The organism is Pseudomonas sp. TR47, from assembly GCF_044143025.1.
GTDB lineage: Bacteria > Pseudomonadota > Gammaproteobacteria > Pseudomonadales > Pseudomonadaceae > Aquipseudomonas > Aquipseudomonas putida_E.
In genome coordinates this window covers 109634-124865 of sequence record NZ_JBHFCS010000003.1, presented here as the reverse complement: position 1 = coordinate 124865, position 15232 = coordinate 109634, and the positions used below count along the sequence as shown (strand labels likewise).

At 64.6% G+C, this 15232-nt stretch carries 18 protein-coding genes; 13 read left to right on the top strand and 5 right to left on the bottom strand.

All coding sequences use genetic code 11. The features are described from left to right. The first annotated feature begins 77 nt into the window (after nucleotides 1-77). Nucleotides 78-422 carry a hypothetical protein gene (locus ACEWE8_RS04715; RefSeq protein ID WP_046785092.1) on the top strand — a complete coding sequence of 115 codons (345 nt, stop codon included), beginning with the start codon at nucleotides 78-80 and terminating at the stop codon, nucleotides 420-422. Nucleotides 423-479: 57 nt separating this feature from the next. Here the strand turns inward: ACEWE8_RS04715 and trxA are convergent, their stop codons facing one another. The 3 genes from trxA to ACEWE8_RS04700 are packed head-to-tail and all read right to left on the bottom strand — an operon-like array spanning nucleotide 480 to nucleotide 2496. Beyond that, a complete protein-coding gene (gene trxA, locus ACEWE8_RS04710) occupies nucleotides 480-1352 on the bottom strand; it encodes a thioredoxin (RefSeq protein ID WP_046785093.1) in 873 nt (290 codons plus the stop codon). A 31-nt stretch (nucleotides 1353-1383) separates the two neighbouring features. After that, a complete protein-coding gene (locus ACEWE8_RS04705) occupies nucleotides 1384-2043 on the bottom strand; it encodes a methyltransferase (RefSeq protein WP_046785094.1) in 660 nt (219 codons plus the stop codon). Next, complete coding sequence (locus ACEWE8_RS04700) at nucleotides 2044-2496, bottom strand: YbaY family lipoprotein (RefSeq protein WP_281870174.1); 453 nt, start codon at nucleotides 2494-2496, stop codon at nucleotides 2044-2046. A gap of 106 nt (nucleotides 2497-2602) precedes the next feature. On the opposite strand from ACEWE8_RS04700, the gene nrdR reads away from it, so the two are divergent. The 12 genes from nrdR to ACEWE8_RS04640 all read left to right on the top strand — a co-directional run bounded on the left by nrdR (nucleotide 2603) and on the right by ACEWE8_RS04640 (nucleotide 11301). Then, on the top strand, nucleotides 2603-3067 hold the full coding sequence (gene nrdR, locus ACEWE8_RS04695) for a transcriptional regulator NrdR (RefSeq protein WP_008092351.1): 465 nt from the start codon (nucleotides 2603-2605) through the stop codon (nucleotides 3065-3067). 2 nt (nucleotides 3068-3069) lie between these two features. Beyond that, nucleotides 3070-4200, top strand: a complete 1131-nt coding sequence (gene ribD, locus ACEWE8_RS04690) for a bifunctional diaminohydroxyphosphoribosylaminopyrimidine deaminase/5-amino-6-(5-phosphoribosylamino)uracil reductase RibD (protein ID WP_046785095.1) — start codon at nucleotides 3070-3072, stop codon at nucleotides 4198-4200. A 42-nt stretch (nucleotides 4201-4242) separates the two neighbouring features. Then, the gene (locus ACEWE8_RS04685) at nucleotides 4243-4908 is read left to right on the top strand and encodes a riboflavin synthase (protein WP_046785096.1); all 666 of its coding nucleotides are present in this window, start codon (nucleotides 4243-4245) and stop codon (nucleotides 4906-4908) included. An 18-nt stretch (nucleotides 4909-4926) separates the two neighbouring features. Then, nucleotides 4927-6018, top strand: coding sequence for a bifunctional 3,4-dihydroxy-2-butanone-4-phosphate synthase/GTP cyclohydrolase II (gene ribBA / locus ACEWE8_RS04680; RefSeq protein WP_046785097.1), 1092 nt, complete (start codon nucleotides 4927-4929; stop codon nucleotides 6016-6018). A 91-nt stretch (nucleotides 6019-6109) separates the two neighbouring features. Further along, nucleotides 6110-6586, top strand: a complete 477-nt coding sequence (gene ribE, locus ACEWE8_RS04675) for a 6,7-dimethyl-8-ribityllumazine synthase (protein ID WP_043210219.1) — start codon at nucleotides 6110-6112, stop codon at nucleotides 6584-6586. Beyond that, nucleotides 6583-7083, top strand: a complete 501-nt coding sequence (gene nusB, locus ACEWE8_RS04670; protein ID WP_012312511.1) for a transcription antitermination factor NusB — start codon at nucleotides 6583-6585, stop codon at nucleotides 7081-7083. Before ribE ends, nusB begins: the two co-directional genes overlap by 4 nt. An 18-nt stretch (nucleotides 7084-7101) precedes the next feature. After that, the gene (thiL, locus tag ACEWE8_RS04665) at nucleotides 7102-8061 is read left to right on the top strand and encodes a thiamine-phosphate kinase (RefSeq protein ID WP_046785098.1); all 960 of its coding nucleotides are present in this window, start codon (nucleotides 7102-7104) and stop codon (nucleotides 8059-8061) included. Continuing rightward, nucleotides 8058-8561 carry a phosphatidylglycerophosphatase A gene (locus ACEWE8_RS04660; protein WP_046785099.1) on the top strand — a complete coding sequence of 168 codons (504 nt, stop codon included), beginning with the start codon at nucleotides 8058-8060 and terminating at the stop codon, nucleotides 8559-8561. The genes thiL and ACEWE8_RS04660 overlap by 4 nt, the downstream gene beginning before the upstream one ends. Before the next feature lie 16 nt (nucleotides 8562-8577). Then, complete coding sequence (locus tag ACEWE8_RS04655) at nucleotides 8578-9321, top strand: ABC transporter substrate-binding protein (RefSeq protein WP_046785100.1); 744 nt, start codon at nucleotides 8578-8580, stop codon at nucleotides 9319-9321. A gap of 134 nt (nucleotides 9322-9455) precedes the next feature. After that, entirely contained in the window at nucleotides 9456-10073 is a 618-nt protein-coding gene (gene ribA / locus ACEWE8_RS04650) for a GTP cyclohydrolase II (protein ID WP_395589227.1), read from the top strand. After that, nucleotides 10070-10489, top strand: coding sequence for a hypothetical protein (locus ACEWE8_RS04645; RefSeq protein WP_046785101.1), 420 nt, complete (start codon nucleotides 10070-10072; stop codon nucleotides 10487-10489). The genes ribA and ACEWE8_RS04645 overlap by 4 nt, the downstream gene beginning before the upstream one ends. Then, complete coding sequence (locus ACEWE8_RS04640; RefSeq protein WP_367903678.1) at nucleotides 10489-11301, top strand: cobalamin-binding protein; 813 nt, start codon at nucleotides 10489-10491, stop codon at nucleotides 11299-11301. Before ACEWE8_RS04645 ends, ACEWE8_RS04640 begins: the two co-directional genes overlap by 1 nt. Here the strand turns inward: ACEWE8_RS04640 and ACEWE8_RS04635 are convergent. Next, nucleotides 11279-13150: a TonB-dependent receptor domain-containing protein gene (locus ACEWE8_RS04635; protein WP_046785103.1), complete on the bottom strand. Its 1872-nt coding sequence runs from the start codon at nucleotides 13148-13150 to the stop codon at nucleotides 11279-11281. The two genes, ACEWE8_RS04640 and ACEWE8_RS04635, sit on opposite strands and share 23 nt — an antisense overlap. 106 nt (nucleotides 13151-13256) lie before the next feature. Then, complete coding sequence (gene dxs, locus ACEWE8_RS04630; protein WP_395589226.1) at nucleotides 13257-15152, bottom strand: 1-deoxy-D-xylulose-5-phosphate synthase; 1896 nt, start codon at nucleotides 15150-15152, stop codon at nucleotides 13257-13259. Between the last annotated feature and the right edge of the window lie 80 nt (nucleotides 15153-15232).

Sequence of the window (15232 nt, the reverse complement as noted above, 5' to 3'; positions counted from 1 at the left end):
TCTCCCGCCAGCCTGCGTGGTGCAGGTTTCATGTTGTTGTAGCATGAGGGTATTGAACGCGCTTGAAGGAATGCATCGTGAGAATTCGTGGACAGATTGGTGACTGGCCGGTGGACCTGACCATCGAGCTGGAGCCCGCGGAGTGGGCGCAGTTGGGGCGGCAGCTTGCAGTGCCTGTGGCGGCCGAAACGGTATCGCAGGCTATAGCGGCAGCGCCGCGCCAGGATGACGGGCAGTGGACGGCTGCGCGGGAGGTGCTGCGTCAGGCGGGGCAGATGAACGGGCCAGAATTGCTGGACCGGTTGGAAGGGCTGGCGGGTAGTACGGCGGCGGGCAAGCGGCTGCTGGTGCGGTTGCGACACAGCAGTGAGGTGAAGGTGGAAAGTGGCGCGGATGCGCCGGTGTATCACTGGGTCGGATAAAACTGCAGGCCTGTGTTGCCCCACGAGCGAGGGCATGGCCCTCGCCTGTTGGGCGAATCAGAACATGGCCGAAGACAGCCTGCGGCGGTAAACAGCCACCAGCGGATGGTCGCCACCGAGCAAGTCGAATACCTGCAGCATCGCCTTTTGCGGCAAGCCGTTTTCATAGGCGCGGTTACGCTGGAACAGTTTCAGCAGCCCATCCAGCGCCGCTTCATACTGCTGGCGCGCCAGTTGCTGGATGCACAGCTGGTAAGCCGCTTCATCATCCTGCGGGTTCTGCGCCAGGCGGCTTTTCAGGTCGGCGACTTCCGGCAGGCTGGCAGCCTGACGCAGGAAGGTCAGCTGCGCTTTGGCACCGGCCAGGGCGGCCTTGTGCTCATCGGTCTTGACCGCGTCCAGCACAACCTGCGCTTCGCCCAGCTCGCCGCGCTCAGCCAGGCAGCGGGCATACAGGATCAGCGCCTCGGCATTGCTGTTGTCTTCACCCAGCAGGGCCTGCAGCAATGCCTCGGCCTCGGCGAAACGGCTCTCGGCGAACAAACCTTTGGCTTGCTCCAAGGGCGAGGCGGCCGGTGCGGCAGGCATCTGCACATGAGGCTCGAGCATGGCGCGGATCGCCGACTCCGGCTGCGCGCCGGCAAAGCCGTCGACCGGCTGGCCATCCTTGAACAGCACAACCGTGGGCAGGCTGCGAATGCCGAACTGGGCAACGACTTGCTGCTCAACGTCGCAGTTGATCTTGGCCAGCAGCAGCTCGCCCTGATAACCCTCGGTGATTTTCGCCAGCAGTGGCATCAGCGCCTTGCAGGGCGCGCACCACTCTGCCCAGAAGTCCACGAGGACCGGCTTGTGGAAGGAGTTTTCGATCACCAGTTGCTGGAAGTTGGCATCGGTGGCATCGAAGATAAACGGTGTTTCCTGGCTCATCGTGACTCTCGCAAATCCGTGAATGGCACCACTATAAAGGCTCGCGGCTGGCGTGGTACAGGCTGACCCGGCGGAATTCGTGCGGCTCGGCCAGGTCCGGCAGGGTCAGTGCTTCAAGCACGCCCAACTGCTGGTAAAGCGGGTGGCTGAAATCGCGTACTCGGGAGTCTGCCACCAGCGCCTGGCGACCGCGGCCGAGGAAGGCATCGAGCAGCGGCAGATTGGCGCGGTCGTACAGCACATCGGCAACCAGAATCAGGTCGAAACGGTCTTCTTCGGCGAAGAAGTCATTGCTGTAACTGAGCTCGACCCCGTTCAGCTCGGCATTGGCGCGGCTGGCATCGAGTGCCAGCGGGTCGAGATCGCAGGCCACCACTTCCAATGCCCCAGCGCGCGCTGCAGCAATGCCGGCGATGCCGGAACCGGCGCCAAAGTCCAGCACGCGCTTGCCGGCCACCCATTCAGGGTGCTCGGCCAGGTAGCGGGCCATGGCCAGGCCGCTGGCCCAGCAAAAGCTCCAGTACGGTGGGTCGTCGAGGATGCGCCGGGTTTCTTCGCTGCTGAAGGCGCGGTCCATGTTCTGATCGTCGATCAACCAGAGTTTGAGCGCGCACCCCGGCAGTTCGCTGACGACCAGCCGCGCTTCGCCGATCAGGCCGCTGAGGGCCTGTTGCAAGGCAAGCGGCGCCACCTAAGGCGCCTTCTTGAAACGCAGCGGGCCTGTGGCTTGAGTCTGGGCCTGGGTGATGCGCACGGGCGGCAGGTGCATGATCAGTTGGCCCGACTGGCTGGCGCGGCCACGCAGTTCGACCCGAGCCCCGGCCGGGAAGACCTCCGGGTTGAAGCGCAGGCGGTAGGGCAGCGTCTGGCCGGTCCCGGTCAGGGTGCTGCTGGCCAGAAGCTGTTGCGGCCGGTCGCGCTCGTCGATGACCAGCAAGGCCAGCTCCACGTCGGCACCGCGGGGGATTTCCAGCAAGGTACCGCTCAGTTCGCGTTGATAGGCGGGCAGCGGGCCCAGCGGTTCGGCCTTTTTCGCCACCTTGGCGGGCGCAGGTGCCGGGGCTGGCTCGGTCTTCGGCCGATCGCTGCCACAGGCGGCGAGCAGGGCGGCGCAGCCCAGCACGACGAGCGCTCGATAATGCATGGGGTAGTCCTTCAGGGGCAGATTTACCTTGGATGTTAACCCCTTTGGCTTGTCTTGCCAGTGGGATGCGCTACCATGGCCCTCCCTTTTTTTGTTGCCTGCCACCATGCACTGTCCCTTTTGCGGTGCCAACGACACCAAGGTCATCGACTCGCGCCTGGTCGCCGAGGGCGAACAAGTGCGCCGCCGTCGCGAATGCGTAGCCTGCGGCGAGCGTTTCACCACCTTCGAAACCGCCGAGCTGGTATTGCCCCGGCTGATCAAGCAGGACGGCACGCGCCAGCCTTTCGACGAAGAAAAGCTGCGTGCCGGCATGCAGCGGGCGCTGGAGAAGCGCCCGGTCAGCGTCGAACGCCTCGAGGCGGCCCTGGCACATATCAAGAGCCGGCTGCGCGCTACGGGTGAGCGCGAGGTCAAGTCGCTGGTGGTGGGTGAGCTGGTGATGGCCGAGCTGCGCAAGCTCGATGAAGTGGCCTACATCCGTTTCGCTTCGGTGTACCGCCGCTTCCAGGACCTCGATGAATTCCGCGAAGAAATCGACCGCCTGGCCCGCGAGCCGGCTAAAGAGTGAGCATGCCGAGCCAGACCGCGATCCTCGACGCCCATTACATGGCCCGTGCCCTGGAGCTTGCCCGCAAGGGTATCTACACCACTCACCCCAACCCGCGCGTGGGTTGTGTGATCGTCCGTGACGGCGAAGTGGTGGGTGAGGGCTGGCATGTGCGCGCCGGTGAACCACATGCCGAAGTGCATGCCCTGCGCCAGGCCGGTGAGCGTGCCCGCGGCGCCTGTGCCTACGTGACGCTCGAGCCTTGCAGCCACCATGGCCGCACCCCACCGTGCGCCGAAGCGCTGGTACAGGCTGGTGTGGCGCGGGTGGTGGCAGCCATGCAGGACCCCAACCCGCAGGTCGCCGGGCAGGGCCTGCGCCGCCTGGCCGAAGCGGGCATCGAAGTCGCCAGTGGTGTGCTCCAAGCCCAGGCCCGTGCCCTGAACCCCGGTTTCCTGAAGCGCATGGAGCATGGCTTGCCGTTCGTGCGGGCCAAGCTGGCCATGAGCCTGGATGGCCGTACCGCCATGGCCAGCGGTGAAAGCCAATGGATCACCGGCCCTGCCGCCCGCTCTGCAGTGCAGCGCCTGCGTGCCCGTGCCAGCGTGGTACTGACCAGCGCCGCCAGCGTATTGGCCGACAACGCACGGATGACTGTGCGCGGTGCCGAGCTGGGCCTGGACCCCGACGCCACCGCGCTGGCGCTGAGCCGCCCCCCCCTGCGCGTACTGATCGATGGCCGCCTGCGCCTGCCACTGGACGCGCCGTTCTTCCAGGCTGGCCCGGCCCTGGTGGTAACCGCCATGGGGAGCGACCCGCGGTACGCCCAGGCTGGCCACGAGCTGCTCAGCCTGCCGGGCAGCAATGGCCAGGTCGATCTGCTCGCCTTGATGCAGGCACTTGCAGCGCGTGGCGTCAACGACATCCTGCTGGAAGCTGGCGCAGGCCTGGTCGGCGCTTTTGCCCAATTGGGCCTGATCGACGAGTACCAGCTGTTCGTCGCCGGCACCTTCCTTGGCTCCCAGGCCCGTCCGTTGCTGGACTGGCCGCTGTCGAAGATGAGCGAAGCGCCACGGCTGAAAATCACCGAAATGCGTGCAGTGGGCGATGACTGGCGGGTCACGGCCATCCCTCTGCCGGCGCCCGGCGTATAATGCCGGGCTTGCCCTGCGCAACCCGTTTTTGAGGAAGTCCCCATGTTCACCGGCATCATCGAATCCATCGGCACCATCCGCAGCCTGACCCCCAAGGGCGGTGACGTGCGCGTCTACGTCGAGACCGGCAAGCTCGACCTGGGTGACGTCAAGCTCGGCGACAGCATCGCCGTCAACGGCGTGTGCCTGACCGCCGTCGAACTGCCGGGCGATGGCTTCTGGGCCGACGTCAGCGTCGAGACCCTCAAGCGCACCGCTTTCATCGACCTCAAGAGCGGCAGCAAGGTCAACCTGGAGAAGGCCCTGACCCCGACCACCCGCCTGGGCGGCCACCTGGTCAGCGGCCACGTCGACGGTGTCGGCGAAATCATCTCGCGCAGCGATAGCGCTCGCGCCATCCAGTTCCGCGTGCGTGCACCCAAGGAGCTGGCCAAGTACATTGCCCACAAGGGTTCGATCACCGTCGACGGCACCAGCCTGACGGTCAATGAGGTCAATGGCGCCGAGTTCGAGCTGACCATTGTCCCGCACACCCTGTCCGAAACCATCATGGCCGACTACCGCGCAGGGCGTCGGGTCAACCTTGAGGTCGATTTGCTGGCCCGTTACCTGGAGCGCCTGCTGCTGGGCGACAAGGCTGGCGAACCGAGCAAGGGCAGTGGCATTACCGAAAGCTTCCTGGCCGCCAACGGCTTCTTGAAATCCTGATTGAGAAGGGGGTGCCGCGTGGCGCTCAACAGCATCGAAGAACTGGTCGAAGACATCCGCCAGGGCAAAATGGTCATCCTGATGGATGACGAAGACCGTGAAAACGAAGGCGACATCATCATGGCGGCCGAGTGCTGCCTGCCTGAGCACATCAACTTCATGGCCAAGCACGCCCGTGGGTTGATCTGCATGCCGATGACCCGCGAGCGTTGCGAAATGCTCAAGCTGCCGCTGATGGCGCCGCGCAACGGCTCGGGCTTCGGCACCAAGTTCACCGTGTCGATCGAAGCGGCCGAAGGTGTTACCACCGGCATCTCGGCGGCCGACCGCGCACGCACCGTGCAGGCCGCAGCCGCCAAGGATGCCAAGGCCGAAGACATCGTAAGCCCGGGCCACATCTTCCCGCTGATGGCCCAGCCCGGCGGTACCCTGGCACGCGCCGGCCACACTGAGGCCGCCTGCGACCTGGCGCGCATGGCCGGTTTCGAGCCGAGCGGCGTGATCTGTGAAGTGATGAACGATGACGGCACCATGTCGCGTCGCGCCGAGCTCGAAGTGTTCGCCGCCGAGCATGGCCTGAAAATCGGCACCATCGCCGACCTGATCCACTACCGCATGATCCACGAACGCACCGTGCAGCGCGTTTCCGAGCAGCCGATCGAGAGTGAGCTGGGTGAGTTCAACCTGGTCACCTACCGCGACGCCGTGGAAGGCGATGTGCACATGGCCCTGACCCTGGGCAAGGTCTGCGCCGAAGAACCGACCCTGGTGCGTGTGCACAACATGGACCCGCTGCGCGACCTGCTGCTGGTCAAGCAGCCTGGCCGCTGGAGCCTTCGCGCCGCCATGGCTGCGGTTGCCGAGGCCGGCAGCGGCGTGGTGCTGTTGCTGGGCCACCCACTGGATGGCGACGTGCTGCTGGCACATATCCGCGAAAGCGCAGGCGATGCACCGACCAAGGCACCGACCACCTACAGCACCGTGGGTGCCGGTTCGCAGATCCTGCGTGACCTTGGCGTGCGCAAGATGCGCCTGATGAGTTCGCCGATGAAATTCAATGCGATATCCGGATTCGATCTGGAAGTTGTAGAATACGTGCCCTCCGAGTGACTTGAGGCGGCGCTTGCGCCCTCACGCTCGAGTCCAAACCCTCCCGAGGCCGCCAGAGCGCGGCCTCGCTCTTGAAGATGAGAACATCGGAATGACCCTGAAGACCATCGAAGGTACCTTCATTGCCCCCAAAGGTCGCTATGCTTTGGTGGTTGGCCGCTTCAACAGCTTCGTCGTAGAAAGCCTGGTGAGCGGTGCCGTTGATGCCCTGGTACGCCACGGTGTCAGCGAAAGCGACATCACCATCATCCGTGCCCCGGGCGCGTTCGAAATCCCGCTGGTGGCTCAGAAAGTCGCCCAGCAAGGTGAATACGACGCGATCGTCGCCCTGGGCGCAGTGATCCGTGGCGGTACCCCGCACTTCGAATACGTGGCGGGCGAATGCACCAAGGGCCTGGCCCAGGTGTCCATGGAGTTCGGTGTGCCGGTGGCCTTCGGTGTCCTGACCGTCGACTCCATCGAGCAAGCCATCGAGCGTTCCGGCACCAAGGCCGGTAACAAAGGTGCTGAAGCTGCCCTGTCCGCTCTGGAAATGGTCAGCCTGCTGGCGCAGTTGGAGGCCAAGTGATTAGCGACGAAAGCGATCGTTTCAACCCGCGCGATCCAAAACCTGCGGATGCCGGCAAGCCATCGAAGAGCGCCAAGCGCCGCGAAGCCCGCAAGCTCGCGACCCAGGCCCTGTACCAATGGCACATGGCTCAGCATTCGCTGAACGAGATCGAAGCGCAGTTCCGGGTCGATAACGATTTTACCGATGTAGATGGCGCCTATTTCCGCGAAATCCTGCATGGGGTTCCGGCCATCAAGAGCGAAATCGACAGCGCGCTGAAACCGTGCATGGACATCGCCCTGGAAGAGCTCGACCCGGTCGAACTGGCCGTATTGCGCCTGTCCACCTGGGAGTTCATCAAGCGTGTCGATGTACCGTATCGCGTTGTGATCAACGAAGGCGTAGAGCTGGCCAAGGTCTTCGGCGCCACTGACGGCCACAAGTTCGTCAACGGCGTGCTGGACAAGCTGGCACCTTCGCTGCGCGAAGCAGAAGTCAAGGCGAACAAGCGCTGATCCTGGCGCTGTCGAGCCATGGGTGAGTTCGAGCTGATCAACCATTACTTCGCCGCCGCGCCCTGTGCGCAGGGCGGTGAGGGCGTGGCGCTGGGCATTGGCGACGACTGCGCCTTGCTCGAGCTTGCCCCGGGCGAGCAGTTGGCGGTGTCTACCGACACCCTGGTTGCCGGGGTGCACTTCCCGACGGTCTGTGACCCGCGCTTGCTGGGGCAGCGCTCACTGGCCGTGGCGGCCAGCGACCTTGCAGCCATGGGCGCCAATGCCATCGGCTTCACCCTTGCCCTCACCCTGCCCGATGTCGGTCCCGACTGGCTCGCCGCCTTCGCCGACGGCCTCAGCCGCATGGCCCAGCGTTGCCGCATGAGCCTGATTGGTGGCGACACCACTCGCGGCCCCTTGAGCATCACCGTCACTGTTTTGGGCAGCGTCCCGGCTGGCCAGGCCCTGCGCCGCAGCGGTGCCCGGCCGGGTGACCTGCTGTGTGTGGGGGGCGTGCTGGGCAAGGCAGCCGGTGCGTTACCGTTGGTGCTGGGCGAGCGGGAAGCGCCTGCCGAGCAGGCCGAGCCCCTGCTGGCCCACTACTGGTCGCCGCTGCCTCAACTCGGCCTGGGCCGGCGCTTGCGCGGGCGGGCGACGGCGGCGCTGGACATTTCCGATGGCCTGCTTGCCGATTGTGGGCACATCGCCAAGGCCTCCGGGGTCGCCCTTGAGGTGAACCTGGCGCAGGTGCCAGTGTCTCCTGCACTAGAGGCCTTTCTCGGCCGCGACGCGGCGGTGCAAGCGGCGCTCACCGGTGGCGACGATTACGTATTGGCGTTCACCCTGCCGCCTGAGGCGCTTTCATCCCTGGCGGACGCCGGCGTACATGTCGTCGGCCGAGTGCTCCAAGGGCAGGGCGTGACCCTGCGTGACCCCCAAGGCCAGGACATCACCCCCGTACAGCGGGGCTATCAACACTTTAGGGAGACACCGTGACCGACCACCCCAACCAGGTGCCTGCGGAGTTCGTTCCGCCATCGGTCTGGCGCAACCCGTGGCACTTCATCGCTTTCGGCTTCGGTTCGGGCACGCTGCCCAAGGCACCCGGCACCTGGGGCTCGATGGTGGCCATTCCGTTCATCCCGCTGTGGCAGATGCTGCCCGATTGGGGTTACTGGCTGCTGCTGGGCATCACCATGCTGTTCGGCTTCTGGCTGTGCGGTAAAGTCGCCAATGACTTGCGCGTGCACGACCATGAAGGCATTGTCTGGGATGAAATGGTCGGCATGTGGATCACCCTCTGGCTTGTGCCGCAAGGGTGGCAGTGGATTCTGGCGGGGTTCCTGATGTTCCGCTTCTTCGACATCCTCAAGCCATGGCCGATTCGCTGGATCGATCGCCATGTGCACGGCGGTGTCGGCATCATGCTCGACGATATCCTGGCCGGCGTGTTCGCCTGGCTGGGCATGCAGGTTCTGGTGTGGGCGGTAGGCTGAGACAGGGAGCGCTTTGATGGCCATTCGGACTGTGCTGCTGGCAATGATGCTCAGCTTTGCCCATGGGGCGCTGGCGGCCGAAGGCGTACCGAAACAGGTCCATCTGGTCAGTGAAGAGTGGCTGGACTACACCAATGCCGATGGTACCGGCGTGGCCTGGGATGTCTTGCGCAAGGTCTTCGAGCCTGCCGGCGTCAAGGTGGTGGCAAAAAGTGCTCCTTACAGCCGTGCCGTCGGGCTGGTCAAACGCGGCGAGGCCGATGCCTGGGTCGGTTCCTACAAGGATGAGAACGACGACAATCTCTACCCGCGTTGGCACTTCGACATGGACCACATCTATGCGCTGGGGCTTGCCAGCAAACCGGTGCCTACCCTGGAGACCGTTGGTCAGTATCGCTTGGCCTGGGTGCGTGGCTACGATTACGGCAGCTACCTGCCGAACGTAAAGGAGTCGCGCGAGATTCAGCGCCGCGAAGGCATCCTGCCAATGCTTGAGCATGATCGCGTGGACTTCTACATCGATGCGCTGACCGAAGTTGACTACGTGCTTGGCCAAACCTCTCAGCCAGAACGGTTCCGGCGAACCCATGTCGCCGAACTGCCGTTGTACCTGGCCTTTGCCCGCAACGAGCACGGCAAGGCCCTGCGTGAACTGTTCGACAGACGCATGGCTGAACTGGTACGCAGCGGCGAGTTGAAGCCTATCTTCCAGCACTGGAAACAGCCGTATCCCTTTACTGCCGACAGCAAGCCTCAATAGCACCATGGGCTGCCACAGGCTAACCGAACATCGAACTTTTCGATCTTAACCCACGGTATTCAGCCAGCGCACAGGCGCTGACCTGCTGATACAATCGCTTCACGAGAATTTTCCTACTTATCCAGGAGCACAACGTGCCCGTCGTCTTTGTTGCCGCCTCTAAACTCCCGACCCCCTTCGCGACTTTCACCATGCATGGTTTCCTCGACGAAGCCACCGGCCGTGAGCACGTGGTGCTCAGCCTGGGTGACATCGCCGACGGTGAGCCGGTGTTGGGGCGCCTGCACTCCGAGTGCCTGACTGGCGATGCCCTGTTCAGCCAGCGTTGCGACTGCGGCTCGCAACTGGAAGCCGCCCTGCAGGCCATTGCCCGTGAAGGGCGCGGCGTGCTGCTTTACCTGCGTCAGGAAGGCCGTGGCATCGGCCTGCTGAACAAGATCCGCGCCTATGAGTTGCAGGATGGTGGTGCCGACACTGTAGAGGCCAACGAGCGTCTGGGGTTCGCTGCCGACCAGCGTGATTACGCGATCTGCCTGCCGATGTTCGAACACCTGGGCGTGAAATCGCTGCGCCTGATGACCAACAACCCGCGCAAGGTCAAGGCGCTGACCGACATGAACATCAAGGTTGCCGAGCGCGTGCCGCTGCATACCGGGCATAACCCGCACAACCGTTACTACCTGGCGACCAAGGCCGACAAGCTTGGCCACATGCTGGGTAACGAACACCAGGGTGAGGTCCCCCAGGCGTGACCCGCAGCGAGGTGAAGCGGCGCCTGGCGCTGGCCTGGTGGCAATACCTGGCGGTTGGCCTGGTGCCGCTACCGGTGATGGCCTGGGCCTTTGGCGGTGGCGATGCGCTGATCCCGGTGCTGGCGATGCCGCTGTTCATCGCCGGTGCGGCAACCATGTTCCTCAGCCTGCCGCGTTTCGGCGCCTACAAGCGTGCTTTGATCGCCACCTCCAAGTTGCTTGGCACGGCTGAAGAGCCGGCTGCCTGGATCGAGTTGGCCCGGGTGCGGCGCATGGCCATGCTGTTCGCCTGTTTCCCTGCCTGGGTCGCCGCGCTGTCGGTGCTGGTAGGGCTCGAAGCTGTGCCGCAAATCCTCTTGGCGTTATCCACAGTGGTGGTGCTTTACCTCTACCGCATCCCGCGCCAGCTGGGGTGATGCGCCGCCTGCTCTGCCTGCTGGCGCTGCTGGCCTGCACCGTCCAGGCTGGCGAGCCTCTGCGCGTGGTCAGCCTTGCGCCTTCGATGAGCGAAATCATGCTTGAGCTGCAGGCCGATGACCTGCTGGTGGGCGTGCTCGACGGCGGCGAGCGCCCAGCGGCGCTGCGTAACCTGCCTTCGGTAGGGCGCCAGGGGCAACTGGACATGGAACGCCTGCTCAGCCTCAGGCCTGACCTGCTGTTGCTCTGGCCCGGCAGCGTGGCTCCGGCCCAGCGCGATCAGCTTACGCGCCTGGGTATCGCGACTTTCAGTGCAGAACCCCACGACCTTGAGCAACTGCTTGAACAGATCGAGGCCATTGCCGTGCGTGTAGGGCGGGCAGAGCAGGGGCGGCAGTATGTGGGAGGCCTGCGTGAACGGTTGCGGCAACTGCGTCAGCACTATCGGCGTGAACAGCCGCTACGGGTGTTCTATCAGGTCTGGGACCGGCCGCTGTACACCTTGGGTGGGCGACAGGTGGTGAGTGATGCCTTGGCGGTGTGTGGGGCGCGCAATATCTTTGCCGACCTGAGCCAGCCGGCACCGCAAGTGAATGTGGAATCAGTGCTGATGCGCGATCCGCAGGTGATTCTGGCTGGCGACCAGGGGCAGTTGGCAAGCTGGAAGGCTTGGCCAGATTTGGGCGCTGTGGCCGGTGATCGTCTGCTGGTGGTGCCGGACAAGGGCCTGGAGCGGCCCAGCGGGCAGATGATCGAAGCCACCGCCCGCTTGTGTGCGCTGCTCGAAGCTAAAGCACCGGCGTCCAGGTGACGCTGAACAGGGCCGTGCGGCCCTCTTCGCGGTAGCCGTAGCTGGCGCCATCGTAGCTGTAAAGCGCACGGCTGTAGCCTTTGTCCAGCAGGTTATCCAGCTTTAGTTCCAGCTTCAGCTCGTCGGTCGCTGCCCAGCTGCTGCGCAGGCCCAGCAAGCCATAGCCGCCGAGGCGGTTGCGGTTGGCCTCGTCGTCGTAACTGGCGCTGACGGCCTGCCAGCTGCCTCCTACCGTAAAACGCTCGAATTGACGGTCCAGGTCCAGGCTCAAGGTGCGCCTTGCGCGGCGGGCGAGGGTGTGGCCGCTGTCACGATCACGCGGATCGATCAACGCCAGGCCCAGCTGGCTGCGCCATTGGCCCCACTGTTGCTCCAGTGCCATTTCCACGCCGTTGATACGCGCCGAGGCCACATTACGCGGGATCGAGTCCTGGCCAAAGATAATCGCATCGCGCAGGTCAGTACGGTACAGCGAAGTTTCCAGGCGGCTGTCGCGGCTGAGCTGGCTGCGCCATTGCAGCTCGTAACTTCTGGAATGCTCCGGGTCCAGCTGCGGGTTGCTGTACTGCGGGTAGTACAAGTCGTTGAAGGTCGGCGCACGAAAGCCTTCGCTGTAGGACAGCAGCACATCGTTGTGCGTATTCAGCGGCACGGTCAGGCTACCGCTCCATGTGGTCTGGCCGCCAAACTGCTGGTTCTGGTCGCGGCGCACGCCCAGTTCGGTAGAGACGTGCTCGCCGCGCAAGCGATGCTGGATGAAAGCGGCGCGGTTCCAGCGGCTGTCTTCGCTGAAATCGGTGCTGGCGTGCACGCGGTCTTCGTACCAGTCGCCGCCGATCAACAGGTTCTGCCGCTCGCTCAGGGCCAGGTCGTTCTGCCAAGTGACCTGGTCGCGATAGGTGTTGAACACCGAGCGTTCGTCACTGAGCTTGTCGCGCTTGTCGTCGCGGTTTTCGCTATGGCCCAGCTCCAGGCGTGAATGCCACACGTCATTGAGCTGTGCATCGAAGTAAGTACCCAGGCTGCTGACGCTGAAGTCGGTGTAGGGCTTTTGCCCGAAGCTTTCGAAGGTGACCGGGTCGAAGCCACCGAACGGATTGTCGTACTCGCTGCGCCCTCGGCTGTCGAGCAGGTTCAGGCCGGCTTCGAAACGTTCGCCAAAGGTGTGGCTCAGGCTCAGGTTGAACGACTTGTTGCGGTAGGCGTCATGATCGCCGTCGCTGGCGAAGGACGGGCCGGTCGAGTCGATGCCTGCCGTTTCGTCCAGGCTGGCGCCCAGGTTGAAGCGGGTCGCGCCCTCGCCTCCGGACAGGCCCAGGCTGCGTTGCCAGGTCTGGTTGCTGCCTGCCGCCATGCGCAGGCGCGGCTGCAGGCCCGTGCCGTTGCTGCGACGGGTGAAGATCTGAATGACACCGCCGATGGCATCGCTGCCGTAGATCGCCGAGCGTGAGCCGCGCAGCACTTCGACACGCTCGATCTGGTCGACGTGGAGAAACTGCAGGCCGCTGTCGCCCGAGGTGGCGTTGGCGATGCGCACGCCGTCGACCAGCACCAGGTTCTGCGCGGCCTTGGTGCCGCGGATGAAGATACCCGGCAGGCTACCGCGGCCACCGGTGGGCGCGACTTGCACGCCGGGCACGCGGGCGAGCAGGTCGGTGACGCTGGTCGGTTGCAGGCGGTCGATGTCGTTGCGGGTGAAAACGGTGTTGGCGGCGCTGGTGGCGGTGCGTGATTCGACCTGGCGGTTGGCGCTGATCAGCACGTCGGGGAGCTTCAGGGCGTCGTCGCGTTCGGCGGCCAGCAGCGGCAGGGGCAGGCAGAGCAGGGTGGCGAAGGTTGAGGTTTTCATGGGCAGTACCAGTTTGCGAGGGCTGCGCCCTCGATCGCGACACGAGTCCGCGGTCCTGTGTAGGAGCGGCCTTGTGTCGCGATGGGCCGCAAGGCGGCCCCAGGGATTACAGGCCGAGCCTGGCCATGCGGGCCTTCACCGAAGCTTCGATGCCGGCCGCATCCAGCCCACATTCAGCCAGCATCTGCGCAGGCTTGGCGTGCTCGACATAGATATCCGGCAGGCCCAGGTGCAGCAGCGGCTTGATCACGGCCTGGCTGGCCAAAAACTCACCCACCGCAGCCCCCGCACCGCCCATGATGGCGTTCTCTTCGAGGGTCACCAGCAGCTCATGACTGCCTGCCAGCTCCAGCACCAGTGCCTCGTCCAGCGGCTTGACGAAACGCATGTCGACCACGGTGGCGTTGATTTGCCCGGCAACCTGCAGGGCTTCGGCCAACTGCACGCCAAACACCAGCAAAGCGACCTTTTCGCCCTGGCGACGGATGACGCCCTTGCCGATTTCCAGCGGTTCCAGGTCACCACTGATCGGCGCGTTGGGGCCGGTGCCGCGTGGGTAGCGCACCGCTGCCGGGCCGTTGTACAGGTGGCCGGTGCTGAGCATCTTGCGCAGTTCGTTCTCGTCGCTGGGCGTCATCACCAACATGCCCGGGATGCAGCGCAGGTACGACAGGTCGTAGCTGCCCGCGTGGGTCGGGCCGTCTTCGCCGACCAGGCCTGCCCGGTCAATGGCGAACAGGACGTCGAGGTTCTGCACCGCCACGTCGTGGATCAGCTGGTCGTAGGCGCGCTGCAGGAAGGTCGAGTAGATCGCGACCACCGGCTTGCTGCCTTCGCAGGCCATGCCCGCCGCCAGCGTGACGGCATGCTGCTCGGCGATGGCCACATCGAAGTAGCGCTCGGGGTAACGCTCACTGAAGGCAACCAGGTCGGAGCCTTCCTTCATTGCCGGGGTGATGCCCACCAGACGGTTGTCGGCAGCGGCCATGTCGCACAGCCACTGGCCGAATACCGCAGAGTACTTCGGTCCGCTGGCCTTCTTCGGCGCGGCCGGCTTGTCGGCAGGCTCGAGCTTGGTGATGGCGTGGTAGCCGATCGGGTCGATCTCGGCCGGCGCGAAGCCTTTACCCTTCTTGGTCACCACGTGCAGGAACTGCGGGCCTTTGAGGTCACGCATGTTGCGCAGGGTGGCGATCATGGTCGGCAGGTCGTGGCCATCGATCGGGCCGATGTAGTTCCAGCCCAGCTCTTCGAACAGGGTGCCGGGTACCAGCATGCCCTTGGCGTATTCCTCGGTGCGGCGGGCAATCTCCCAGGCACCTGGCAGGCGCGACAGCACTTTCTTGCTGCCCTCGCGCATGCTTGCGTAGGTGCGGCTGGAAAGAATCTTGGCCAGGTAATTGGACAGCCCGCCAACGTTGCGCGAGATCGACATGTCGTTGTCGTTGAGAATGACCAGCATGTCGGCGTTGACTTCCTGGGCGTGGTTCAACGCCTCGAACGCCATACCGGCTGTCAGGGCACCGTCACCGATCACTGCAATCGACTTGCGCGCGCTGTTCTGCAGGCGGGCGGCAATGGCCATGCCCAGTGCGGCGCTGATCGAGGTGCTGGAGTGGCCGACGCCAAAGGTGTCGTACTCACTCTCGCTGCGGCGCGGGAAGGCGGCGATCCCGTCCTTCTGGCGCAGGCTCAGCATGCGGTTGCGCCGGCCGGTGAGGATCTTGTGCGGGTAGGCTTGATGGCCGACGTCCCACACCAGCCGGTCGTCCGGGGTGTCGAAGACGTAGTGCAGGGCGATCGTCAGTTCGATCACGCCCAGGCCGGCGCCAAAATGCCCACCGGTCTGACCCACGGTGTAGAGCAGCTCCTGGCGCAGCTCGTCGGCCAGGTGCTCAAGGTCGGCTTCGGCCAGCCGGCGCAGGCCGGCAGGCGTGTCAGCGCGGTCGAGCAGCGGCGTGACCGGGCGTTCGCGGGGGATCTCTTGAAACGTCGTGGGCATCAGGCGAGTCGTTATAGATGTTAAGACGCGGCAGTTTACCCCATTGTGGGAAAAGTGCCCATTCGACCAGAGGTTGCAGC